The following is a 23,792-nucleotide window of genomic DNA, read 5'->3' as shown; positions in this document are numbered from 1 at the left end:
TATTTTTCACCTCCTTTCCAACTTTATTTTCTAAAATCCTTACAATCCGGCGAAACGCCGAATTTTTGTAAGAATACCTGAGATTTTTGTATTATTTTTAGGAATTAGTTTTCTGTCTTTTAACTTTTTTAAAACATATGCGGCAACATGAATTTTATGTTTGGTCATAATACAGTATGTGTCTATTGTTGCTCTTATATCCTTTGCATAAGCAAAGGAATCTCCGTAACAGCCTCCTCCACATAGATATCTTGCCCAACATTCTTTACAGCGTTTATTAAAAATATGATTTTGAATAAAGTGACTAACTTTCATCATATCAATGCCTGATTTAAGATCCCCCATACGATTTTCACCTTTTTCTGTTATTAATCTCATGCAGGGATAAAATTCTTCATCAGGAGTTAAATATAAAGAAGTGATTCCTGTAGAGCAACAGTAAAAAGAACGTCTTCGTTCTCTCAAAGCCTGCATGTTAACTGTGAGACATTTAAGTCCTCTTTCATAAGCATCTGGTTCTGTCTCAATAATATGCTCAGCAAGCTCAAGATATTGTTCTTTCCATATAGGAATGATTTCTGATGGAAAAACTGGCATTTCACCAGAATTCGGACATACTTCAACAAGTGCAATATCAATAAATCCAAGACAACGCATAGTTTTATAAATTTCAATAAGAGGAATATCTGTTGAAGTTATGGTAACCCTTGCCATAATCCAGTTTCCAACATCCTGAATACTTGAAATATTCTTAACTATATCATCCCAAGATGGTCTTCCATTCTTGTAAGGTCTATTCTTGTTATGCATTTCCTTGGTTCCGTCTATGCTAACCATAATAGATACTTGATTTTTTACAAGGTAACTAAACACATCAGGTGTCAAAAGAGTTCCATTTGTTGTAATAGAATATTCAAACTTTTTACCATTAATTAGAAAAGATGAAGCGTAGTCTACAACTTTTTGAAGTAAATCAAATTTCAAAAGAGGTTCTCCACCAAAGAAAATAATGTCATACTCTTCAATATCAGGTGATTGGTTTATAAGAAAATCAATAGCTCTTTTAGCAGTTTCTTCAGACATAAAAGGACGATGATTCTGAAGATAATTGGGAGTATTAGCAAAACAGTAAGAACAGCCCAAGTTACACGCATGAGCAAGTCCAAGCCATAATCCATTCAATTTATAAGGTTTCTCTTCAAGTAATTTGCTTCTATGCTCTATTTCTTCAGAATTTAATGGCTCAAAAGAATCAAATATTTTACGAAGTTCGCGTTCAGCGCGAATATATCGTAGAGAAAGTTTATTTGTTGATTTATTACCTGACATTAACGAAAGAGCTATTTCATATGCTTCAGGACTGATGGAGAAAATTTTATTGCCTTCAACATCAAGTAGAAAATGCTCATCTCTAATAGAAAAAAGATGAATATCATTTAAGTTAAGCATTTTTTCCATTAATTCATCTCCTTAAAATTAATGGCGATTCTGCATTGAAGCTTTTAGACAAAGTATATCAGTTAAAAAATCACATGTCAAGGTAATTTTCACATTAAAAATATTAATCTCATTATTTAGATAATTTTCTCTGACTTAAAACTTCATAAACAAGTAAAGATGTGGCTACAGCTATATTTAAAGAATTTATCTTGCCTTTCATTGCAATTTGAATAATTTCATCACAGAAAGGTATTAATGTTTATCTTATCCCTTTTTTCTCAGAGCTAAATATTATAGCTAAAAGTTGAGTAAAAATCAGTTTTACAAAAAATATATTTTCCTTGAGTCTTTGCAGCAAATATTTTAATCCTTGTTTTTTTTATATATAACTGCATGAACACCTGCTGCATCAGCAATTCTCAGAATTGCTCCAAAGTTTTGAGGATCTTCAATTAAATCAAGAATAAGAAAAAAAGCAGGTTCATTTTTATATGCAGATATTTTTTAAAGCTTCATCAAGACTGATTGTTTTTTGGGGTTTTATTTTAGCAACAACTCCCTGATGTACACCATGTCCACTCTTTAAAGGTTCAGTATAGACTAATCTGTCCTTTATAGTGTGTACTTCTTTAGACATGTGGTAACCAGCAATATATCTTCCTAACTTTTTTATTCATTGCCAAAATAGTAGGAGATAATGGATGTTTGCCTCCTTTGTCAATTATGTGTAAACAATGCGTTTTTAGAGAGATTATTTTTGAGTAAAGGCGAATACTTGACTTTTTTTTTAGTCTGTTATTTAATAGATAACGATTAACATGTTCAACTGGGATTGGGAAACTAAAGAAAAATTTATCTGTGATGTTAATGAATATAAAAAGAAGTTCTCTTTTGTCCATGAGTTGCTTGCAAGCCCAGATGGAGAAAAATTAGCTGCAACAGTTGAGATAGAAGATAAAAAGGTTACACCATGTATAAATGGAAAAACATGGAATAGTTCATATGAAAGGATTTGCTTTCTAAATTTTCTTCCTGACAATTCCATTGCTTGTCTTGTTTTACAAAACTATGAATGGACATTGGCAGTAGAGGAAAACCTTTTAGAAGAAACTTTTGATTATGCATGGAATCTTCAGTTTAGTAAAGATGCTTCAACAATAGCATTCAACATAAAAAAAGGAGACTCTTACGGAGTTTGTATAAATGGTAAAGTATGGGAGAACTTATTTTTTGATACAAGAGATTTATTTATTTCTCCTGATGGTAAAAAAACCGCATCTTATGTCAGAACAAAGAATCCTCAGGTTCTTGATATATTCACTTTTAAAGAAGGTGTATGGACTGTAGTAGTTGATGGCGTTGCATGGGATAAAAATTTTATTTCAGTTTACGGATGCAATTTTAGTCCGGATAGTGAAAAAGTTTCAGCAACAGTAAGGCTTTCACAGCAGGAATTTTCTGTTGCTGCTAATGGTGAAATATGGAATGAAATTTTTCCTTATGCTTGGGAACCGTTGTTTGTAGATGAAAATCATATTTGTGTGCCAGTGAAAACTCAAAAAGGTTTTACACTTGCAATGAATGGTAAAACAATTTGGGATAAATACTTTGTTCAACTTTGGAATCAAAGAGTAAGTACAGATAAGAAAAAAATTGCTGCGGTAGTTGCCACGGATTTTGGAAAATGGACTATTGCAGTTGATGGGATACCGTGGAATAGGACATTTTCTCAGGCTGTTTTACCTCCTCAATTCAGTCCTGACGGGAAAAAAGTGGCTGCGGTTGTAAGGGAAAATAATCAGTGGACTGTAGCTGTTGATGGGATACCATGGAAACGAGGATTTGAGAGAGTCTGGTCACCTCAATTTAGTCCTGACAGTTCTCATATTATAACAAAGGCAGAGAAAGAAGGAGTCTATTTTATAGTTTTAGATGGAGAAATAGGAAAAGATACCTTTGATATACTGTGGGAACCTCAATTTAGCCCTGATGGTGAAAAAATTCTTGTAAGATGTATTAAAAATGGCAGGTATTACAGAAAAATTTTAACAATTGGAGAGATTTTAAGGTAATGGAACAGTTTTTTAAAGATCCTTCAATTTATACATTGGCAAGAGGTCCTCTTGTATGGTTTGCTTTTGCAGTGTTTTTTATTGGAATGTTTTATCGGATATGGAAATTTCTCCAGCTTGCAAAAAAAGAAAGAGTTATTTATCCCTATCTAAGCTTAAAATACACCCTTCGTTCTGTTATTCACTGGCTTATGCCTTATGGAAGTATAAGCATGAAAAAACATCCATGGTTTACAATGATTACATTTATTTTTCATATATGCCTTATTATTACTCCGATTTTTTTAATAGGACATATTGAATTATGGTATGAGTCATGGAAAATTAGTTGGTGGAGTCTACCTCAAGGTTTAGCGGATGCGATGACAATCATTGTTATAGTTTGTGTGCTCTTACTCCTGATACGCAGAATGCTACAGCCAGATGTAAAATTTCTGTCAGGCAAAGCCGATTATCTATCTCTATTCATTGTTTCCTTGCCTTTTATAACAGGATTTCTTGCCCATTATGAGCTTTTATTTGAATATAAAGTTATGCTTGTAATTCATTTTATTGCTGGAGAGATTATGCTCATTTCAATTCCTTTCACAAGGTTAAGCCATATGTTTTTATTCTGGTTAACAAGAGCTCATACGGGCTCTGAATTTGGTGCTGTAAGACATTCAAAGGATTACTAATATGGCTGAAAAGATTTTTCCCTTTAATAGAAAGCCAGTTACAGATATAGGCATAGATAAAACATTAGAAAATATCTCTGAAGCAGAAATAAAGAAAGCTATTGATAAAGTTTTAAAAAATGAAGCATCTGCAAGACTTAAGATTTTTGTTGAAACCTGCATGAGATGCGGAATGTGCACAAATTCTTGTCATCACTATCTTGCTCATAATAATGATCCTACCTATGCTCCTGCAGCTAAAGTAAAACAGACAGTCTGGGATATGCTTAATAAAAATGGAAATGTTAGCAAGGATGATATTAAAAAGTATGCCAGAATTGCTTTTTCCGAATGTAATCTTTGTCGGAGATGTGTACAGTTTTGTCCTTTTGGTATAGACATTGCTTATTTAATCTCTCTTGTAAGAAGGATATGCTGCCTTATTGGAGCAGTGCCGCAGTATATACAGGATCAGGCATTGAGCCATATGCAAACAACAAATATGCTCTGGTTTAGACAGGATGAATGGCTTGATACGGTCCAGTGGCTTGAAGATGAATTAAGGGCAGAAATTAAAAATGCAAGAATTCCTCTTGGTAAGAAAAATGCTGAAATTCTTTATCTTGCTCATGGACTTGAAGCAAAATATATGACAGGACTTCTTACAAACATGGCAAAAATAATGAATGTTGCAGGAGTTGACTGGACCATGCCGGATACTGATGGATGGGACTATACAAATAAAGCTTTTTATGCTCAGGATTCAGAAACAATGGGTATGGTTGTAAGAAGACATTATGAGCTTGCCTTTAAATTAAATGTGAAAAAGATTGTAATGGGTGAGTGTGGACATGCATTTAGAACTGGAGTTTATGAGGGAGTAAGATTTCTTGGCTGGAAAGATTCTCCCATTCCTTACATTCACGGTGTTGAGTTTTTCTATGAACTAATCAGATATGGAAAAATTAAAATCGCAAAAAAAATTGAAGAACCGGTTACAGTTCAGGATCCTTGTAATATCGTAAGATATAGAGGATTGGGAGATATGATTAGATATATAGTAAAAGCCACATGTGAAAACTTTATTGATATAAATCCTGGATATGAATATAACTACTGCTGTTCCGCAGGTGGAGGGATGATAGATGCAGGACCTCCATGGAAGATGGCAAGGATTGAAGGGGGAAAAATAAAAGCAGAACAGATAAAAGATACAGGTGCAAAAATAGTGATAGCTCCGTGTCATACCTGTCACAAAGGAATTGAAGATTTAAATGACTACTATAAACTTGGAGTGCATGTTAAATTTTTAACTGATATTATCGCTGAAGTAATAGAGATTCCAGAAGAGATGAAACCATGAAAAAAATGTTTCTTTTAGTTTTATCAGTATTTATTTTTCTGGCTATGACAATTTACTCTAAAAGTCAAGTAGTGTTAAAAGAGCCTGAAAATCGTGTAGAAATAGCCCATAAAGAGGTGTTTGGCATTCTTCAGTATGGTAAAGTAATATTTGAACATCAAAAACATGTTGATTCTATGGCAAAAATACTTAATAAACCTCAAGAATTAGTCTGTCAGGAATGTCACTTAAAGGATAAATATAATGATTTTGTTTTTTCTTTTCAAGAAAACATAAAAAATCCTGAAAATCTTAAAAATGCCTATCATAGTAAGTGCCTTATCTGTCATCAAAAAATAAGTGCTCAAGGTAAAAAAACAGGTCCTGAAATTCTTTCCTGCAGGGATTGTCATAAAAAGGTAAATGAGAAATTTGAAGTAAAATATCCTATATTTGAGTTTGATTTTTACCTTCATGACAAGCATGTTAAAAAACATGAAAAAGACTGTAGCCTCTGTCATCATATCTATGACATGGAAGAAAAAAATAAGGAACTTGCACTTGTATATGAGAAAGGAACTGAGCAGTCATGTTATTACTGCCATGATTTTACTAAAAAAAGAGGTCCTGAACTGTCAAAAATAGTCAAAGTAGCAAAAGAAAAGAATTTAAATATGGAAAATTCTTGCCATAAACTTTGTTTAAACTGTCATATGCAAAATAAACTACAGGGATTAAACGCAGGTCCTTTAGAGTGCTCAAAGTGTCATACAGGAAAATATAAAACAACTGAGGAGCTTAAAGAAGTTTCAAGACCTGAAAGAGATCAACCAGATAAAGTATTCCTTAATGTTGAAGAAGGGAGAATGAAAGGTGTTGCTTTTAAACATAACTTCCATGAGAAAAATAATAAAACATGTAGAGTCTGTCACCATGAGACATTAAAGGCTTGTAGAGATTGCCATAGTTTACAAGGTAAAGAAGAAGGTGGATTTGTAAATACTCTTACAGCTTTCCATTCACTTAATTCAGAAATAAGTTGTCAGGGATGTCATAAACAGATGACTTCAAAAAAAGAGTGTTCAGGTTGCCATTACTTTATTGCACCAATTAAAACAGAAGTGGGTAACAGAGAAATTTGTAATCGTTGTCATACAGGGAAAAAAGAACCTGAAGAAATAAAATCATTTACTGTTTCATCAGATAAAGTAAAAGAAGAGGTAATAATCAAACATATTGAAAAGGAGTTTGAACCTGCAAAAATCCCTCATTATAAAATGGTTAAAAAGCTTACTGATATATCAAACAAAAGTTCTATGGCAACATACTTTCATAAAGATATACAGACTATGTGTAAGGGATGCCATCATAAAAGCAAAGAAGATGCTGAAGCTCAAAAAAACAAGCCTCCTCTATGTGCAAGTTGTCATAGCATTTCTTTTGATTCAAAGGCTTTGGGAAGACCGAGACTTCAATCAGCATATCACAGTATGTGCATAAAATGTCATGAAAATATGGGACTTGAAAAACCAAGAAAATGTCATGAATGTCATGAAAGAAAAGGGAGCAAAGGAAATGCCCATAATTGAGCAACTTTTTTCACATCATGGATATGAATATTTAGTTGCTATAATTTCAATATTTGCTTTTATAGTAATTTGTAACATGATTAGAGAAAAGAAAAAGTATTAGAGGATATTATGAATAGGAGAGAGTTCATAAAAAAAGCTTTTACGATTACAGGATTAACTCTTATAGGCAAAAATGCTTTTGGTACAGATTCTTCTACTTACTCTACAGGAAATCTGGCAAACAGAAAAAACTGGGAAAAGTATGAGGAAGTAAAAAAAGCAGGTGTATTACAAAAAGAACCCTATGCTGTTTTAGTTGACCTAACAAAATGTATTGGTTGTCGTAGATGCGAATGGGCATGCAACGAATGGAATAAAAATCCTAATAGCCCTATTAAAGAGTTTGAGGAATCAAAAGATAAAAAGCCTTCAGTTTTTGATAAAGTTCGGAGACCTACTGCTGGTTCATTTACAGTAGTTAATAGATTTTATGAAAACAATGCTCCTGTATACGTTAAAAAACAATGCATGCATTGTATTGATGCTGCCTGTCAGTCTGCCTGTTTTGTTGACGCATTTAAGAAAACTGAACAAGGTGCTGTTCTTTATAATCCATCACTTTGTGTAGGCTGTCGTTACTGCATGATTGCATGTCCCTTTGATATTCCAGCCTATGAATATTATGATCCTATTACTCCACAGATTACAAAATGCACAATGTGTTTTGATAGAATCACAGTGGGCAAACTCCCTGCCTGTATTGAAATATGTTCAGCTGATGTTATGAAATTCGGATTAAGGAGTGAAATGCTTAAACTTGCTTATGAAACAATAAATAATAATCCTCAGAGATACATTCCTCATGTTTATGGAGAACATGAAGCTGGAGGAACAAGCTGGCTTTATATTTCAGGAACATCCTTTGAAAAGCTTGGATTTCCAAAACTTGATAAAACTCTGATTCCAAAGGTTAGTAAAAGTTTTCTTTTCACTGTCAAAGTTTTTGAAATAGTTGCTGCTGCTCCACTTGTCTGGGGAGCTTACTATATGATTTCAAAAAACAAAAAAAGTAAAGATAAAAGCCATGAGAAAGAATAGCTGGTTCAGAGAAAAAATTCTTTTAGGTATGACATTTAAAGAATATATATTAAGCAGAACAACTTTCTGGAATATTATTGCTTTAATTGTGCTCATTGCATCTTTTTACTCAATGATATACAGGCTTATTTACGGACTCGGACCTGCAACAAATCTCTCAGATACCTATCCATGGGGATTATGGATTAGTTTTGACATCCTTGCAGGAATTGCTCTTGCTGCACCAGGACTTGCAGTAGGAACTGCGGTTTACCTTTTTGGAATAAAGGATTACAAACACTTTGCTAAACCAGCAATTCTTTCAAGCCTTCTTGGCTATGTATTTGCAGTCTTTGCTTTAATGTTTGACCTCGGTAGATACTATCGTGTTGTCTATGTAATTGGCTGGTCTTGGGGCTTAAATTCAATACTTTTTCTGATCGCATGGCATTTCTTTTTATATATTATTATTTGCTTTATTGAGATGTTTCCTTCATTTTTTGAATGGCTTGGTAGAGAAAAGTTAAGAGAATTTTTTTCAAAACTTGGTATATGGGCAACAGTTTTTGGAGTTATTATAGCTGGTGGACACCAATCGGCACTTGGAGGGCTTTTCCTTGTCGCTCCTACCAAAGTGCATCCACTTTGGTATTCAGCATTACTTCCACTGTTTTTCCTTATTTCCGCAATTTTTGCTGGGATATCAATGGTAATAATAGAAAGCACGATATCACATAAATTTTTCAGAGACAGAATCAAAAACTTTGATCAAGAAGATTTTGATAGTAAAACCATAGGACTTGCTAAAGTGCTTGTTTTAGCCCTTTTTATATACTTAATTCTTAAAATTTTTGATCTTACTCATTATGACAACTGGCATTATTTAACTACTGATTATGGATTATGGTATCTTTTTGAAAATATTGGTTTTGTTTTTGCTCCTGCAATTATTTTAATTTATGCAATAAAAATAAAATTTGCTAAATTGGTGCGGATTATGGCTTTCTTTATAGCATTGGGAGTTATAATTAATAGATTCAATGTAAGTTTAATTGCATACAACTGGTATATTCCATTTTCAGAAAAGTATTATCCTACATGGATGGAAATTGCTCTCTCATTAGGAGTTGTAGTTTTGATAATACTATTTTACAGATTTATTGTAAGAAGAATGCCTATTCTTTCTTAACATCTATAGCTTCATACTTTATTTTTGATATCCTTTGTCCTACCATTTCTATTACTTTGAAAATTTTTCCATCCATATCTACAGTATCACCGACATGCGGTATTCTCTGAAGTGATGTAAGAATAAATCCTCCCAAAGTATCATACTCTTCTGATTCTTCAATTTCTATTCCGTAGTCTTCCTTTAAATCTCTTATGGAGATTGTAGCATCAATTATCATTGAACCATCAGGAAGTGTAATTACAGGCATTTCAATGTCATACTCATCTCTGATTTCGCCTACAAGTTCCTCAAGAATATCTTCAAGGGTTACAAGTCCTGTTACAACACCATATTCATCAACAACTATTGCCATATGGACTCTTTTTTTCTGCATCTCTTTAAGAAGTATATTTATTTTCATTGTTTCAGGAACAAACATTGGAGGCTTAAGAAGTCTTTTTATATCCAATAAGTCAGGATTTTTAATGAGTGCATTATAGAAGTCTTTTGCATGAAGTATTCCTCTAATATCATTCAGGTCCTTGCCTAAGGCAGGATATCTTGAAAATTTTTCATCCATTATAATTTCTTTAATTTCATTAACACTCATATAAATGCTAACAGTAACCATTTGAGGTGCAGGCACCATTATTTCTTTAACGGTTATTTCAGCGAAACTGAATGCACTATGAATAAGTTGTCTTTCATCGGGTTCAAATATTCCTTTTTCTTCTCCCTCTTCAATTAAAAGTTTTAATTCCTCCTGAGAAATGAAACCTCTCTGTGAAAATGCTCTGAGTCCGAAAGGTTTAAGAAGAAAGTTTGTGCTAATAGTAAGAATTTTTACAAAAATGAAGGTTAATTTTGAAAATCTATCAATAAATTTTGCTGTTTTTAAGCTTATCCAGTCAGGATGAGACAGTGCAATGGATTTGGGAATTAGTTCACCAGCTACAACTGAAAAGTACGTTACCAATATTACAACTATTGCTATAGATATTACTTCCGCAGAAATTTTTAAAAAACTAAATGGCAAAATCTCAATCAAGGGTTTTATATTTTTTACTGCATATGCACCTGCTAATGCTGAAGCAAGACTTCCTATGAGAGTGATCCCAACCTGGATTGTTGCAAGAAATTTATCTGGGTTTTCCTTAAATTTCTGAACTATTTCAGCATTCGGTCTTTTTTCTTCTATTAGCTGTTTAAGTCTTGTTTTTCTTAATGTAACTACTCCAATTTCAGCTGCAGCAAAAAAACCATTTAAAATGATGAGAAAAATTATTAAAAAAATTTCATTCATATTAATAAAAAGAGGATAAAATTATAATCCCTCATCTCAGATGTTGTCATAGAATACCTAAAAATACTTTTCTTGTCAATTTGACATAGGAGATTTTGCAGAGGCTTATTTTGCACACTAAACATTTTAATAACTTTTTATCTTTTTTACCAATGCCTCTGCCACCTCTTGTGTTCCAACAGGGGGAACCGGGTTATCAGGTGATTTCATATCATAGGTAACAAATTTACCTTCTTCTATTATTTCAGCTACTGCCTTTTCTATTTTATTTGCAGCTTTTTCTTCTCCTACATGTTTTAGCATCATTACTGCACTTAATATTATTGCAAAAGGATTTACTTTATTCAATCCCTTATATTTTGGAGCGCTTCCATGAGTTGGTTCAAAAACTGCATATTCATCTCCTATATTTGCACCCGGTGCCAATCCGAGTCCACCAATAAGTCCTGCTGCAAGGTCACTGATGATATCTCCATAAAGATTTGGCAAAACTAAAACATCATATAATTCAGGCTTCTGAACAAGCTGCATACACATATTGTCAACAATTTTGTCTTCAAACTCAATATCAGGATAATGTGTGGCAACTTGTCTTGCAACTTCAAGGAAAAGTCCATCACTGTGTTTCATAATGTTTGCCTTATGAACTGCTGTAACTTTTTTTCTGCCATTTTTTCTTGCATACTCAAAAGCGAATCTGACAATCCTTTCGCTTCCAAAAACTGAAATTGGCTTAATACTTATTCCTGAATCCTCTCTAATTTTTTTGCCTGATTTTTCTTCAATAAATCTAATTAAATCAAGTGTTTCAGGCTCGTTCTTTTTGAACTCTATGCCTGCATATAGATCTTCTGTGTTTTCCCTTACAATGACTAAATCAATATTATCATATAATGTTCTTGCACCTTTAAAGCTCTTACATGGTCTGACACATGCATAAAGATCCAGAGCCTGTCTTAATGATACATTAACACTTCTGAACCCTGTTCCAACAGGAGTTGTTACAGGTCCTTTTATAGCAATTTTATTTTTTTTTATTGATTCAATAACTCTTTCAGGGAGAGGATTACCTTCTTTTAAATATACCTCTTCACCTGCGTTTTGAATTTCCCATTGAATTTGAACTCCTGTGGCTTCAACAACTTTTTTCATTGCTTCTGAAATTTCAGGACCTATTCCGTCTCCAGGAATTAGGGTAATATTATACATTAGTTATGTCCTCCTTAGGGTGTTACTGTTAGAATCTGCCTGACAATGTCAGGATAGGTTGCAATGAATTTTAATTCGTCATCGGTAAGAGGCTTCTGAGTGTGAAGGTTAGCATACTGAACAAGCTCAAGTATATTTCTTGCTTCATTATCATCGTGAAATTCTATTCCAAGTTTGCTGTATACATATCTGAAGCCTTTAATTCCACCATATTCTCCTGTTGTTATAATTCTGCCTGTCTCAAGAAGTTCAGGCTCACCACGTCCTACATCTTCAGGAGAATAAAGCTCATAGTTAGCTCTGTCTTTAAGAACCCCATCAGCATGAATTCCCGATTCATGAGCAAAAGCATTTGCACCAACACCTGGTTGATTTATAGGAATAGGAATATTGAAAGCATATGATGCATATTTTGCTATTTTCCATGCCATTTTTAGATTAACATGTTCGTCAAGAGGGCATTTTTCTTTTAAACCATGAGAAAATTTTAATGCCAGAATTGTTGAAACCAAATCAGCATTTCCTGCTCTTTCACCATATCCATTAACTGTTGTATTTATATAACTGTCAACTCCTGCTTCTATTGTTCCCTGTGCTCCTGCAACAGAAACTGCTTCTGCCATTCCAAGGTCATTATGGCAATGCATTTCAATCGGAAATCTTGTTGCCAGCGCAAGAGTATGGATTCTTTCATAAATGGTAATCGGGTCTTCACAGCCAAGTGTATCACAGTAGCGGAATCTATCTCCCCCTGCTTCTTTTCCTGCTAAAATAAATTCAATTAATCTGCTTAATTCTGTGCGAGAAGCATCTTCTGCATTAAATCCAACTGTTTCCGCTCCCAGTTCTTTGGCAAGTTTTACAGCATTATACATTCCTTTTACAATGTCATCCCATGTTTTTCTTCCCTGAAATTTCCCCTGTATCATTATCTCAGATGTAGAAACTGAAAGATTAAGATGTTTTATTTTTGGACAATTTTTAAAAGCCAGTTCAACATCCTCAGGAATTGCTCTTGCCCATCCTTCAAGATGAATTCTTTTGAATGCACCAAGTTCAACAAGTTCTAAATTAGCATTGATGTAATTAACTTCGTGCTTTAATGTTGGGAAACCAATTTCACTTTGATACACTCCCATTTCATCAAGGTATAGATTGAGTAGAGTTTTTGAAAGCTTTGGAAGTAATATTCTTGAAGTCTGAACGCCATCTCTATTTGTTACATCAATAAGATATACTTTACCTTTAGTTATCATTTATTCCTCCTACGAATAATTTTTTATTGTTTTTTTTGAGATATTTCTCGTGGAATAGCTACTTTGCCTGTTCTAACGAACTCTTTTATTCCCAAAGGCTTCATTAGTTCAATAAAAGCCTGAATTTTTTTCTCATCTCCTGTAACTTCTATTGTATAAGTTGTTGGACCTGAATCAACTACTCTACCTCTGAATATTTCTACTGTTTTCAATAGCTCCAATCTATTTTCTTTTCTTGGTGCAACCTTAATTAATACCATTTCTCTTTCCACATGGTCTATTTCAGTTAAATCAACAACTTTAATTACATCAACCAATCTATTGAGTTGCTTTGTAATTTGTTCAATAACTCTGTCATCGCCTGTTGTAACAATTGTCATTATTGAAATATTAGGGTCTATGGTTTCACCAACTGATAGACTTTCTATGTTATAGCCTCTACCACTGAATAAACCTGCTATTCTTGCTAAAACACCGAATTTATTTTCTACAAGCACAGAGATTGTATGTCTCACAGTTGCCTCCTATTTCACTGCTTTGAGTTTACGCTCTTTTTTCTTCTCTTCAAAAATCATCTGGTCAATAGGAGCTCCTGGTGGAACCATGGGATAGACTTTTTCTTTCCAGTCAACAACGAAATCCATAAATACTGGTTTTCTTATTGATAGAGCCTCCTTTATAACTGGTTCAACTTCACTCGGTTTTGTAGCTCTTAACCCAACTGCTCCGTAAGATTCTGCAACTTTTACAAAATCAGGAGCAGTGCTTAAGTAAGTATGTGAATATCTTTCCCCATAAAAGATTTCCTGCCACTGCCTTACCATTCCAAGATAACTGTTGTTAATTATAGCAACCTTTACTGGCAGATTATAAATCACAGCAGTAGCGAGTTCTTGTATGTTCATTTGAATACTTCCATCTCCTGCAATATCAATAACAGTCATGTCAGGAAAAGCAAGCTGAGCACCAATTGCAGCAGGAAATCCATAACCCATTGTCCCAAGCCCTCCTGATGTTACTAATCTGCGGGGTTTGTCAAATTTATAAAACTGTGCTGCCCACATTTGATTTTGCCCAACTTCTGTTGTAATAATAGCATCACCTTTTGTAACTTCATATATTTTTTCAATAACATATTGCGGCTTGATTACTGCTTCGTCAAATTCATAAGTTAAAGGTCTTTCTTTTTTCCACTGATTTATCTGTTTTAGCCATGCTTGTCTTATTTCTTTCCATTGAGGTTTAACTTCTTCTTTTAAGATTTTATTTAAGACCTGTAAAACTCTACTTACATCACCAACTATAGGGATATCTACTCTCACATTTTTACGAATAGACGTAGGGTCAATATCAATATGAATAATTTTAGCATTAGGTGCAAAAGCATCTGTTTTGCCTGTAACTCTGTCATCAAATCTCATTCCAATTGCAACTATCAAATCTGAATTTTGAACTGCCATATTTGCATAGTATGTTCCATGCATACCGAGCATTCCAAGTGAAAGTTCATGTGTGCCTGGAAAACTTCCCAATCCCATGAGAGTATTTGCAACAGGAATCTGTGTAAACTCTGCAAGTTCTTTTAAATATTCATGAGCATTGGAGATAATGCAACCACCACCAGCAATAATAACAGGTTTTTTTGCTTTTGCTATTTCCTGTGCTGCTTTTTTTATCATATAAACATTGCCTTCATAAGTAGGATTATAGCTTCTTATATGAATTTTTTCAGGCCAAATGAACTCTGTTTTTCCCTGTGTAACATCCTTTGGAAGGTCTATAAGAACAGGTCCTGGTCTACCAGTAGTTGCAATATAAAAAGCTTCTCTTACTTGTTTTGCTAAGTCTTTAACATCTTTAACAAGAATGTTATATTTAGTGCATGGTCTTGTAATTCCTACTATATCTGCCTCTTGGAAAGCATCATTTCCAATAAGAAATGTTGGAACCTGTCCTGTAAAGACAACCAGTGGAACAGAATCCATATATGCATTTGCGATTCCTGTTACAGTATTTGTTGCACCAGGTCCGCTTGTTACAAGAACAACACCTGGTTTGCCACTGACCCTTGCATATCCATCAGCTGCATGCGTTGCTCCTTGTTCATGTCTGGTGAGAATTAGTTTTATATCTGGGTCATCATAAAGAAGGTCAAAAATGTCAAGAATTACTCCACCGGGGTATCCGAAAATATGTTTTACCCCCTCCCTTTTTAAACATTCAATCAAAATTTCCGCACCTTTCATCTTTGCCATGGCTATACCCTTATATTATAAATTTTAAACAATAAAATACCATAATAATTTTTATTTAATCAATTTGTCCAACATTTTTAGGCTTTTAAATACGTTTTCAGGTGAATGAGCCTCAATTGTATAGATACAATTTTTATTTTTAAATAATTCAAAAAATTTTTCAAAATCAAAACAACCGCTTCCTATAGCAAGATGTTCATCAAAGTTTTTATTATTGTCATGTAGGTGAATTTCAACAATATAATCATTCAGACAGAACATCCATTCTTCAATGCTCTTTTTTGAGAAAAGATTAAAATGCCCTGTATCAAAACATATTCCAAAATATGGAGAGGAAATTTTTTCTACAAGCATTCTTAAACTTTCAGGTTCTTCCTCAAAAATATTTTCTATTGCGATTTTAATTTTCAACTGCTCAGCTCTTGGCAAAATTCTTTCCCATGTTTTAAGACTTGCTTCAAGCCATATATCTACTTTAAAAGCATATTTCCATTTTTCATAGCCTGAATGAAAAACTATTGATTTGGGATTTAATAAAGTAGCAATATCAAAAATTTGATTAAATCTTTCAATTGTTACTTCTCTTACTCTTGAATCAATTGCACCGGGGGATAAATCCATAAATGGTGCATGAAAAGATAAGGAAGTTTCATTGAAAAAAGCCTTCTTAAGTTTTTCTATGTCTTTTTTTGAGATATTATCAAGAGTTTGAGAGTTAAAATATATTTCAAGATTGAATCTCTCCCTTGTAATAATATCTATATAGTCATAGATTTTATCATATGGCACATGGATATGAGACTTTACCATCTATGTTGATTTTCCTTCTACTTTTTTAGATGTTTTGTTTGAGTTAGATGAACTATTGCCTGAGTTATTTTTTCTTGCATAGTCAGTTACATACCAACCACTGCCTTTTAAAATAAAGGAAGACTGAGAGATAAGTTTTTTAACCTCTCCCCCACAAACAGGGCAGTTTTTTAGGGGTTCTTCAGTGAATCTCTGAATAACTTCGTGAATTTTGTGACATTGCATACATTCATACTCATAAATTGGCATTTCTAATGCACCCCCTTAACCTAAATATATTAATAAATTTTATTTTAAAACATCATTCTTTATTTTTGGTATAATTAAGTAAAAAATTTTTTAGGAGGCTTCAAAAATGAAAGTTCTTGTTACAGGTGGAGCCGGTTTTATAGGAAGTGATTTTGTGAGATTAGCTGCAAGAAAAGGCTGGAAGGTTACAGTTGTTGATAAATTGACATATGCAGGCGATATGGAAAGACTTAAACCAATTCAAGACAGACTGGATTTTTATAATGTTGATATCCTTGATAAAGAAGAATTAAGAAAAATATTTGAAAAACAAAAACCAGAGGCTGTGTTACATTTCGCAGCTGAAACAAACATAGATAGGTCAGTTATAGAACCAAGCGTTTTTATGGAAACAAATATTATAGGAACAATATATCTTCTTGAACTTGCTAAGGAGCTTGGGGTGGAAAAGTTTATAAATATCACATCTTATGAAGAATATGGAGATATTAAAGAGGGAGAAAGAGACGAAGACTGTCCTTTAAATCCTCGCTCACCCTATGCTGTGAGCAAGGCTTCTGCTGATATGCTTGGGCAGGTTTATTGGAGAGCTTTAAAGCTTCCTGTTATTACTGTCAGGTTATGCAGTATTTACGGACCTTGGCAAAATCCTGAAAGACTTATTCCAATGACAATCCTGAAAGCTTTACGAAATGAAATGATTCCAATTCATGGAACAGGCGACATAATAAGAGAATGGCTTTATTTGTGCGACTGTATTAGAGCAGTTTTTGCTCTTCTTGAGAAAGGAAAACCGGGTGAGGTATACAATGTAGGTAGTGGAGAAAGATTTAAAGTAATTGATATTGTAAAACAAATATTGAAAATTCTTGACAAGCCTGAAAATCTGATAAAATTTGTTTCTGACCGTCCGGGACATGAAAAAAGGTTTGCTATTAGTAGTGAAAAAATAAAAAGTACTACAGGCTGGTCACCTACAACAAAATTTGAATCAGGTTTAAAATCTACAATAGAGTGGAATTTGAATAATAGAACGTGGCTTTTTAAGAAGTTGTTTTATTATGAAGACTTATGGAGCAGGCTATACAAAGAGGATTAGATTATCATATTGGCACATCTGGATGGCAGTATGGGCATTGGAAAGGTATTTTTTATCCTGAAAAATTAAAATATTCAGAGTGGCTTTCTTATTACTGTAAACATTTTTCTACAGTTGAAATAAATGTAACTTTTTACAGAGATGTAAAACCTTCAACATTTCAAAAATGGTATAATCTAACACCAGAAGATTTTTTATTTTCAGTAAAACTTTCAAGACAGATAACACATTTTAAGAAACTCAAAATTGATAAAGCTACAATTGATTATTTTATTAATAAGTATTCAACTTTGAAAGGAAAACTCGGAGTTATACTAATTCAACTTCCACCAGGACTAAAATTTGACAAGGTGGTGGTTGATAATTTTATTTCCATGTTAGATAAAACATATAGATATACAGTTGAAGCGAGGAATAAAACATTCATTAATGATATTTTCTTTGAGATTCTGAAATTGAATAATATTGCTTTTTGCATAGCAGACTCTGCTGGAAGATTTCCTTATTACGAGGTAATTACAGCAGATTTTGTTTATGTGAGACTTCACGGTTCACAGAGGCTTTATGCTTCAGAGTATACAGATAAAGAACTCAGTGAATGGGTTCAAAAACTTAAAATATGGAATAAACCTGCATATATTTACTTTGACAACGACTATATGGGATATGCTGTAAAAAATGCATTAAAACTTAAAGAACTGCTCACTGACATTTCTCCTTCTCAAAAATAGGGCAAACCCCTTGTTCGGTATTTGTTGTTGAAGCTTTTGTGAGCAAATATTCTTTTATATTATCCTGACCAATAATAAATTTTTTTGTTTCACCTTCATCACAGACTAAAATTGGAACATGTTCTATTTTCAAAGACTTAAGAATACCTGCAAGTTTTTTTGCTTCAACAGTCTGAATTGAAATTGAATGACTTTTGCAAAATTGAATTACTTCCTCACAGTGAGGACATCCTTTAGAGTAAACAAGGACATACTGGTTAGAAGGTATTTGATTAATTTCAGGATTTATAATATAAGTCATGAAAAATACAGAGATAAAACCAGCAAATGCAAGAATTATTTCAAATCGCCTCTCAAAAATTCTAAATAAACTACTTAGAAAGAGGATTCCAAATACAGTAAAGCAAAAAACACAAAATTCTTTTATTATGAAAGTCTGGAATCCTAATAAATAACCTTCTATTGATAAAGCTATAATAAGAATGCCTGAATGAACTTTTTCAACAAAACTAATTAATGATTCAGAAAATTTATGAAATGAAATAAAAAACAGTGTTCCGAATAAAATTAAGCCTGCAATAAGAAGGACAAGATTTCCACCTTTGACGAAGCTTTCTACAACTTTGCATCCTTCGGTTGAGCAAACACTTTTCCCATAAATATGAAGAATGGTTTCAGCTAATATAAATAAGAAACCAGATAGATAAAACAAAGAGCTTATCTTTATTTTCTTAATTTTAGACATGTATTTAATATAACATCACTTCAATTGTTTTCTGAAGAGTTGAAAATTCCAAATCTCTAATGTAGCTCAATCTGTCTTGAATAGAAAAGGTCTAAAGATTGACATGTATAAAGCTTTTATGATAATTTTTTACATGTTGTCATTTTTAAGAAAATGGAGAAAGAAAAGACAATTAAAAAAATTTAATAAACTAATAAAAGATTTTGAAGAAATGCGTGAAAATTTATTAAAAAGGGCAGAGGTACTTGAGGAATTTGCAAATAGAAGGATAAAAGAGTTAGAATTAAAAATAAATTATATGGAAGAGCAATTGGCGGTCTTTGAGAAAGTTGTAGATTCACTTGATCCTAAGAAAAGAATCAATTAATGCGGGTGTAGCTCAGCTGGTAGAGCACAACCTTGCCAAGGTTGGGGTCGCGGGTTCAAATCCCGTCGCCCGCTTTTTTATTGGCGACGTACCCAAGTGGCTAAGGGAGCGGTCTGCAAAACCGCCATTCGCCGGTTCGAATCCGGCCGTCGCCTTTTGTAATAGGTTTATAGATATTTTCTCCCTTAACTTTTATCAAAATTCAAAGATTCTTTCTGTTAATTGAGTATCTTAGAACGATATATTCATAATAAAAATGAACAAATTTTTCGCATCGCTTTTCAGAATAATAAAAAAATCAAACTCAATCCGAGAGGAAAATGAGGCCATTAGGTGTTCATACTTCAATAAAAGAAAGTATTCTTAATGCAATTGAAGAGGCAAAAAATCTTCAATGTGAAACATTCCAAATTTTTCTTCATAGTCCAAGAATATGGAAGATTCCTGAATTTGAAGAAGAGATTATTGAAAAATTTAAAAAAAAGATTCAGGAAAACAACCTCAGTCCTTTTGTTGTTCATGCGTCTTATCTAATAAATCTTATTTCATCTAATCCAAAAACTATAAACTCCTCAAAATATCTTCTTAAAAGAGAAGTTTTAATGTCAGATTTGCTTGGTGCTGATTATTATGTAATCCACTTAAAGGATAATCGGGAAATGCAAAATGAAGAAATTTTTGACAAAGTCAGAGAAGCTTTCAGTAAAATTGGAAAACTTCAAAAATGTAAAATTCTTATTGAAAATACAGCAAAAAGCAAAATAACTGCCAGAATTTCAGATCTTTTTGACACATTTAAAAATATTAATACAGAAAATGTTAGTGGAGTTTGTATTGATACCTGTCACTTGTTTGCCGCGGGTTACGATATTTCTAATGAAAAGGTAATTTCAGAATTTATTGAAGAAGTTAAAAATTTTGGAGATTTTAATCTCATAAAACTCATTCATTTAAATGATTCAAAGGCATCTGTTGGCTCAGGAATAGACAGACATGAGCATATAGGTAGAGGAAATATTGGCATTAAAGGATTTGAAAATTTTTTTAAAATAAAAGAGATATCCCATGTCCCATTAATTCTTGAGACCCCAAAAAAATCTCCTCAAGATGATATAAAAAATCTTACTGCTGTAAGAGAAATTCTTAAGAAGTTAGAATCCTGAAGATTTCTTTATATCTTTCAGCAGTTTTATTAACTATATCTTCAGGTAGTTGTGGTGCTGGTGGTTTTTTATCCCATTTTATTGAAAGGAGATAATCTCTTACAATCTGCTTATCATAGCTGTCTTGAGGATAGCCTATCCTATAATTTTCTAATGACCAGAAACGAGAAGAATCCGGCGTTAATAACTCATCAATAAGAATAAGTTTTCCATTGTAAAATCCAAATTCCATTTTTGTGTCAGCAATTATAATACCTTTTTTTTCAGCAATCTGAGCAGCTTTTTTGTAAATAGATAATGAAAGCTCTTTAACTTTTTGAGCAGTTTCTTCTCCGAGAATTTGAATAGTTTCTTCAAAACTTATATTTATATCATGTCCTTGTTCTGCTTTTGTGCTTGGGGTGAAAACAGGTTCTGGCAGTTTGGCAGATTCAACAAGTCCTTCAGGAAGTTTTATTCCGCAAATCATTCCTGTTTTTTGATAATCTTTCCATCCTGAACCACTTAGATATCCACGAACAATGCATTCAACAGGAAGAGGTTTAGCTTTTTTTACAAGCATACTTCTTCCTTCAAGAATTTCTTTATAAGCAGGTAAAGGCTCAGGAAATTCGTCTGCATTTGCTGAAACAAGATGGTTTTCAACAATATCTTTTACTTTATCAAACCAGAATAAAGATATCTGAGTTAGTATTTTTCCTTTTTCAGGAATTCCTGTTGGCAATACAACATCAAAAGCAGAAACTCTATCTGTTGCAACAATGAGTAAATAGTCTTCAATTTCATAAATATCTCTGACCTTACCTCTTCTGAGGAGTTTTACTCCTTTAAGATTTGTTTCAAGAACCACATTTTTCACGTGTCTCCTCCCTTAAATTATTAATAGATTTATTCCTTGCCCTAATTTTAAAGAATTTTCAATTGCTTTTCTTACAAAGTCCTTAGATGCCTTAAATGCCTCCAATGGATTATATCCTTTACATAAAAAACAAACAAAAGCTGATGAAAAAGCGCATCCTGTTCCATGAAATTGTCCAGGAATTTTTTTCCCATCTATTTTGTAAAAATTTTTCCCATCATAAAGTATATCAATTGCTTTTTTTTCAAAATGTCCACCTTTAATTATAGCAAACTTTGTTCCCATCTGATAGAGTTGCTTTGAAGCTTCATATAAGTCTTCAATTCTTTCAATCTTTAGTTCTGTGAGTGCTTCTGCTTCAGGAATATTTGCTGTAACAGCCATTGAAAGAGGAATAAGTTCTTCTTTTAGAGTTTTTAGGGCATTATTTTCTAATAATTTAGCTCCTAATGTAGAAGTCATTACAGGGTCAATCACAAGGTTTTTTATATTTAAGTTTTTAATATTGCTGATTACACACTGAAAAGCCTCTTTACTGTAAATCATACCTATTTTTGTTCCATGAGGTTTTAAATCTTTTAAGAGAGTTTCAAACTGACTATTTATAATTTCTTCTGGTAGAGGGAAAACAGAGGAAAATTCTATTGTACTTTGAGCAGTAACAGCAGTTAGAATACTTAATCCATAGACTTCTAAAGAATGAAAAACTTTTAAATCCATCTGGATTCCTGCTCCAGATGTTGGGTCTGAGGCTCCTATAGTTAAAGCTATTTTCATTTTTTTTCAATATTTTTTATTAATTCTGCTCCGTAAATAAAAACTGCCCAACCATAAAAAAGCCACATAAGAAGCGCAAGAAAGGTTGATAAAGAACCATAAAGAGTATTTATTTTGATTATTTTGACAACATAAAAAGCAAAAACATATTTGGCAATCTCAATTAGTACTGTTGTAATTAAAGCTCCTATTAAAATTGAACTAAGTTTAATTTTTTTGTTTGGTAAAATTTTATAAAGCAAGGTTGTAATAACAAACATCAATACAAAAGGCAGAAGATACTTCAGAAAAAAGCCTAATAGAATACTTAGTTCAGAAAATATCATGGGTTGAAAAATTCTTATAAGATAGGTAAAAGCAAATGAGGCTGCTACTGTAAATGTTATAAGAAGAATTATAAAAAATGACATCAGAAGTGACATTATAAAATGTCTCTTTTTTGCAGTTTTAAAAATTTTGTTAAGTGAAAATTCAATTGCTGTAAAAAGTTGTAAAGAAAAGACACCATAAAGAATTAATGAAATACTGCTTATTTCTTTTGATGCCAAAATTTTTCGGAGTTCTTTAATCATATGTAGTTCTATTGCAGGAAAAAATGTGATTAATTTTGAATATACAAATTTTACAACTCTTTCTTCTTGTAGTATATTCATCAGAATGTTAACAATAAACATGCTCAGGGGAATAATTGATAAAATTGAAAAAAAGGCAAGTGAAGAGCTTAAAAAAACTCCTTCATCATTATAAAAATCTTTTAAACTTATAATAAAAGCCTTCGGAAGCTTTATGAGCATCGGAGCAACTTTTCTGCATTACGATGAAATATTTTTTCCATAAAATCTCCTGAAAGACCAAGTTTTTTAAGGTTTTCTATTTCCTTGCCTTGGTCTGCCCATGGAGAGTCAGTTCCAAAAAGAATATAGTCTGATGGATGTTTAAGAATTAGTTCTTTAATTTTTTCATCGGGCATCCATCCAAATGAAAAAGATATTTCCATAAAAATATTTTTACCGATCATTAATTGTTCTACCTTATCCCACTCTTTCCATGCCCCAAGATGAGTTGCAATAAACTTGAGCTCTGGAAACCTATTTATGACATTTATTATTCTTTTGGGGGAAGCAATATCCCACTCAGGGAAGGCTATATCATAGCCACAGTGCATAACAATCAGCATATCATTTTCAATAAGTGCTTCATATATTGGGTAAATCTTTTCATCATCAATTGAAAAATCTTGATAGAATGGATGCATTTTTATCCCATAAAAACCTGATTTTTTAATCAATTTAATATGTTCTTTGGCCTCTTTATCATCAGGATGGACTGATGGTAAAGGAATAATTCTTTCAGAGCGGATTTTATCACTCCATTTAATAATTGAGTTAAACTGTTCTGGTTTTGTCGCAATATTGCATAATACAGACTTTGCAATCTGACTTTTGTCCATTGAACGAAGGAGATTATCAAGTGTTCCATTAAGACAAGCTTTGACCTGACTTTTTTCTTCCAGTTTCTTTATTGCTCTTTCTGCAATTTCATCTGGGAAAGCATGAGTATGAAAATCAATTATTTGCATAAATTATATTTTATCCATAAAAATTTCAATTTATCAATTATTGTTCTATTTTTAAATGTTT

Annotated in this window: 25 protein-coding genes and 2 tRNA genes; 12 read left to right on the top strand and 15 right to left on the bottom strand. The window is 32.7% G+C overall.

Annotation, left to right across the window (positions count from 1 at the left end):
- Positions 1–39: 39 nt before the first annotated feature.
- The 3 genes from THEYE_RS06360 to THEYE_RS06350 all read right to left on the bottom strand — a co-directional run bounded on the left by THEYE_RS06360 (position 40) and on the right by THEYE_RS06350 (position 2,077).
- Positions 40–1,458: a radical SAM/SPASM domain-containing protein gene (locus THEYE_RS06360; protein ID WP_012545100.1), complete on the bottom strand. Its 1,419-nt coding sequence runs from the start codon at positions 1,456–1,458 to the stop codon at positions 40–42.
- A 345-nt stretch (positions 1,459–1,803) separates the two neighbouring features.
- A complete protein-coding gene (locus tag THEYE_RS10685) occupies positions 1,804–1,905 on the bottom strand; it encodes a TrmH family RNA methyltransferase (protein WP_422640668.1) in 102 nt (33 codons plus the stop codon).
- Between the two features lie 22 nt (positions 1,906–1,927).
- Positions 1,928–2,077 (bottom strand): hypothetical protein, encoded by a 150-nt coding sequence (locus tag THEYE_RS06350; RefSeq protein ID WP_012546444.1) that lies wholly within the window; start codon positions 2,075–2,077, stop codon positions 1,928–1,930.
- Between the two features lie 181 nt (positions 2,078–2,258).
- Between THEYE_RS06350 and tmcD the strand changes: the two genes are divergently transcribed.
- The 6 genes from tmcD (at position 2,259) to nrfD (ending at position 9,347) form a co-directional block, all read left to right on the top strand.
- The gene (tmcD, locus tag THEYE_RS06345) at positions 2,259–3,512 is read left to right on the top strand and encodes an electron transfer complex subunit TmcD (RefSeq protein ID WP_012545304.1); all 1,254 of its coding nucleotides are present in this window, start codon (positions 2,259–2,261) and stop codon (positions 3,510–3,512) included.
- On the top strand, positions 3,512–4,189 hold the full coding sequence (gene tmcC, locus THEYE_RS06340) for a TmcC family electron transfer complex membrane anchor subunit (RefSeq protein WP_012546704.1): 678 nt from the start codon (positions 3,512–3,514) through the stop codon (positions 4,187–4,189). The genes tmcD and tmcC overlap by 1 nt, the downstream gene beginning before the upstream one ends.
- Before the next feature lies 1 nt (position 4,190).
- Positions 4,191–5,531, top strand: a complete 1,341-nt coding sequence (locus THEYE_RS06335; protein ID WP_012545635.1) for a (Fe-S)-binding protein — start codon at positions 4,191–4,193, stop codon at positions 5,529–5,531.
- Positions 5,528–7,099 carry a sulfate respiration complex hexadecaheme cytochrome HmcA gene (gene hmcA, locus THEYE_RS06330; protein WP_012546279.1) on the top strand — a complete coding sequence of 524 codons (1,572 nt, stop codon included), beginning with the start codon at positions 5,528–5,530 and terminating at the stop codon, positions 7,097–7,099. The genes THEYE_RS06335 and hmcA overlap by 4 nt, the downstream gene beginning before the upstream one ends.
- Before the next feature lie 111 nt (positions 7,100–7,210).
- Positions 7,211–8,179 carry a 4Fe-4S dicluster domain-containing protein gene (locus THEYE_RS06325; RefSeq protein WP_012545831.1) on the top strand — a complete coding sequence of 323 codons (969 nt, stop codon included), beginning with the start codon at positions 7,211–7,213 and terminating at the stop codon, positions 8,177–8,179.
- Positions 8,166–9,347, top strand: coding sequence for an NrfD/PsrC family molybdoenzyme membrane anchor subunit (gene nrfD, locus THEYE_RS06320; protein WP_012545584.1), 1,182 nt, complete (start codon positions 8,166–8,168; stop codon positions 9,345–9,347). The genes THEYE_RS06325 and nrfD overlap by 14 nt, the downstream gene beginning before the upstream one ends.
- On the opposite strand, the gene THEYE_RS06315 is transcribed toward nrfD, so the two are convergent.
- The 7 genes from THEYE_RS06315 to THEYE_RS06285 form a co-directional block, all read right to left on the bottom strand.
- A complete protein-coding gene (locus THEYE_RS06315; protein ID WP_012544945.1) occupies positions 9,334–10,632 on the bottom strand; it encodes a hemolysin family protein in 1,299 nt (432 codons plus the stop codon). The two genes, nrfD and THEYE_RS06315, sit on opposite strands and share 14 nt — an antisense overlap.
- A 126-nt stretch (positions 10,633–10,758) precedes the next feature.
- Entirely contained in the window at positions 10,759–11,841 is a 1,083-nt protein-coding gene (locus THEYE_RS06310; RefSeq protein ID WP_012546683.1) for an isocitrate/isopropylmalate dehydrogenase family protein, read from the bottom strand.
- A gap of 14 nt (positions 11,842–11,855) precedes the next feature.
- The gene (locus tag THEYE_RS06305) at positions 11,856–13,097 is read right to left on the bottom strand and encodes a LeuA family protein (protein WP_012545541.1); all 1,242 of its coding nucleotides are present in this window, start codon (positions 13,095–13,097) and stop codon (positions 11,856–11,858) included.
- A gap of 23 nt (positions 13,098–13,120) precedes the next feature.
- Positions 13,121–13,612 (bottom strand): acetolactate synthase small subunit, encoded by a 492-nt coding sequence (gene ilvN, locus THEYE_RS06300; RefSeq protein WP_012545180.1) that lies wholly within the window; start codon positions 13,610–13,612, stop codon positions 13,121–13,123.
- A 9-nt stretch (positions 13,613–13,621) separates the two neighbouring features.
- Complete coding sequence (gene ilvB, locus THEYE_RS06295) at positions 13,622–15,352, bottom strand: biosynthetic-type acetolactate synthase large subunit (protein ID WP_012545836.1); 1,731 nt, start codon at positions 15,350–15,352, stop codon at positions 13,622–13,624.
- Between the two features lie 51 nt (positions 15,353–15,403).
- Positions 15,404–16,162, bottom strand: a complete 759-nt coding sequence (locus THEYE_RS06290; RefSeq protein ID WP_012546451.1) for a sugar phosphate isomerase/epimerase family protein — start codon at positions 16,160–16,162, stop codon at positions 15,404–15,406.
- Entirely contained in the window at positions 16,163–16,411 is a 249-nt protein-coding gene (locus THEYE_RS06285; protein ID WP_012545694.1) for an FmdB family zinc ribbon protein, read from the bottom strand. It lies immediately after the preceding gene.
- A 106-nt stretch (positions 16,412–16,517) separates the two neighbouring features.
- Here THEYE_RS06285 and THEYE_RS06280 point away from each other — a divergent pair, with 106 nt between their 5' ends.
- The gene (locus THEYE_RS06280) at positions 16,518–17,510 is read left to right on the top strand and encodes a dTDP-glucose 4,6-dehydratase (protein ID WP_012546066.1); all 993 of its coding nucleotides are present in this window, start codon (positions 16,518–16,520) and stop codon (positions 17,508–17,510) included.
- The gene (locus THEYE_RS06275) at positions 17,483–18,241 is read left to right on the top strand and encodes a DUF72 domain-containing protein (protein ID WP_012546323.1); all 759 of its coding nucleotides are present in this window, start codon (positions 17,483–17,485) and stop codon (positions 18,239–18,241) included. The genes THEYE_RS06280 and THEYE_RS06275 overlap by 28 nt, the downstream gene beginning before the upstream one ends.
- Here the strand turns inward: THEYE_RS06275 and THEYE_RS06270 are convergent.
- Complete coding sequence (locus THEYE_RS06270; protein ID WP_012545025.1) at positions 18,213–18,986, bottom strand: vitamin K epoxide reductase family protein; 774 nt, start codon at positions 18,984–18,986, stop codon at positions 18,213–18,215. The two genes, THEYE_RS06275 and THEYE_RS06270, sit on opposite strands and share 29 nt — an antisense overlap.
- A gap of 103 nt (positions 18,987–19,089) precedes the next feature.
- Here THEYE_RS06270 and THEYE_RS06265 point away from each other — a divergent pair, with 103 nt between their 5' ends.
- The 4 genes from THEYE_RS06265 (at position 19,090) to THEYE_RS06250 (ending at position 20,516) form a co-directional block, all read left to right on the top strand.
- The gene (locus THEYE_RS06265) at positions 19,090–19,353 is read left to right on the top strand and encodes a hypothetical protein (RefSeq protein WP_028842443.1); all 264 of its coding nucleotides are present in this window, start codon (positions 19,090–19,092) and stop codon (positions 19,351–19,353) included.
- 1 nt (position 19,354) lies between these two features.
- A tRNA-Gly gene (locus THEYE_RS06260) sits at positions 19,355–19,427 on the top strand.
- Positions 19,428–19,435: 8 nt separating this feature from the next.
- Positions 19,436–19,508 (top strand) — tRNA-Cys (locus THEYE_RS06255).
- A gap of 165 nt (positions 19,509–19,673) precedes the next feature.
- On the top strand, positions 19,674–20,516 hold the full coding sequence (locus THEYE_RS06250; protein WP_012544906.1) for a deoxyribonuclease IV: 843 nt from the start codon (positions 19,674–19,676) through the stop codon (positions 20,514–20,516).
- Here THEYE_RS06250 and THEYE_RS06245 read toward each other — a convergent pair.
- The 4 genes from THEYE_RS06245 to THEYE_RS06230 are packed head-to-tail and all read right to left on the bottom strand — an operon-like array spanning position 20,497 to position 23,731.
- Entirely contained in the window at positions 20,497–21,375 is an 879-nt protein-coding gene (locus THEYE_RS06245) for a phosphoribosylaminoimidazolesuccinocarboxamide synthase (RefSeq protein ID WP_012545457.1), read from the bottom strand. The genes THEYE_RS06250 and THEYE_RS06245 overlap by 20 nt on opposite strands.
- A gap of 12 nt (positions 21,376–21,387) precedes the next feature.
- A complete protein-coding gene (gene thiD / locus THEYE_RS06240; RefSeq protein WP_012546315.1) occupies positions 21,388–22,152 on the bottom strand; it encodes a bifunctional hydroxymethylpyrimidine kinase/phosphomethylpyrimidine kinase in 765 nt (254 codons plus the stop codon).
- The gene (locus tag THEYE_RS06235; protein ID WP_012546621.1) at positions 22,149–22,946 is read right to left on the bottom strand and encodes a YihY/virulence factor BrkB family protein; all 798 of its coding nucleotides are present in this window, start codon (positions 22,944–22,946) and stop codon (positions 22,149–22,151) included. Before THEYE_RS06235 ends, thiD begins: the two co-directional genes overlap by 4 nt.
- Positions 22,937–23,731, bottom strand: coding sequence for an amidohydrolase family protein (locus THEYE_RS06230; protein WP_012545351.1), 795 nt, complete (start codon positions 23,729–23,731; stop codon positions 22,937–22,939). Before THEYE_RS06230 ends, THEYE_RS06235 begins: the two co-directional genes overlap by 10 nt.
- Between the last annotated feature and the right edge of the window lie 61 nt (positions 23,732–23,792).

It is taken from the genome of Thermodesulfovibrio yellowstonii DSM 11347, from assembly GCF_000020985.1.
Lineage (GTDB): Bacteria > Nitrospirota > Thermodesulfovibrionia > Thermodesulfovibrionales > Thermodesulfovibrionaceae > Thermodesulfovibrio > Thermodesulfovibrio yellowstonii.
Note: the sequence above shows the minus strand (reverse complement) of the source record. Positions and strands in the feature narration are given on the sequence as shown.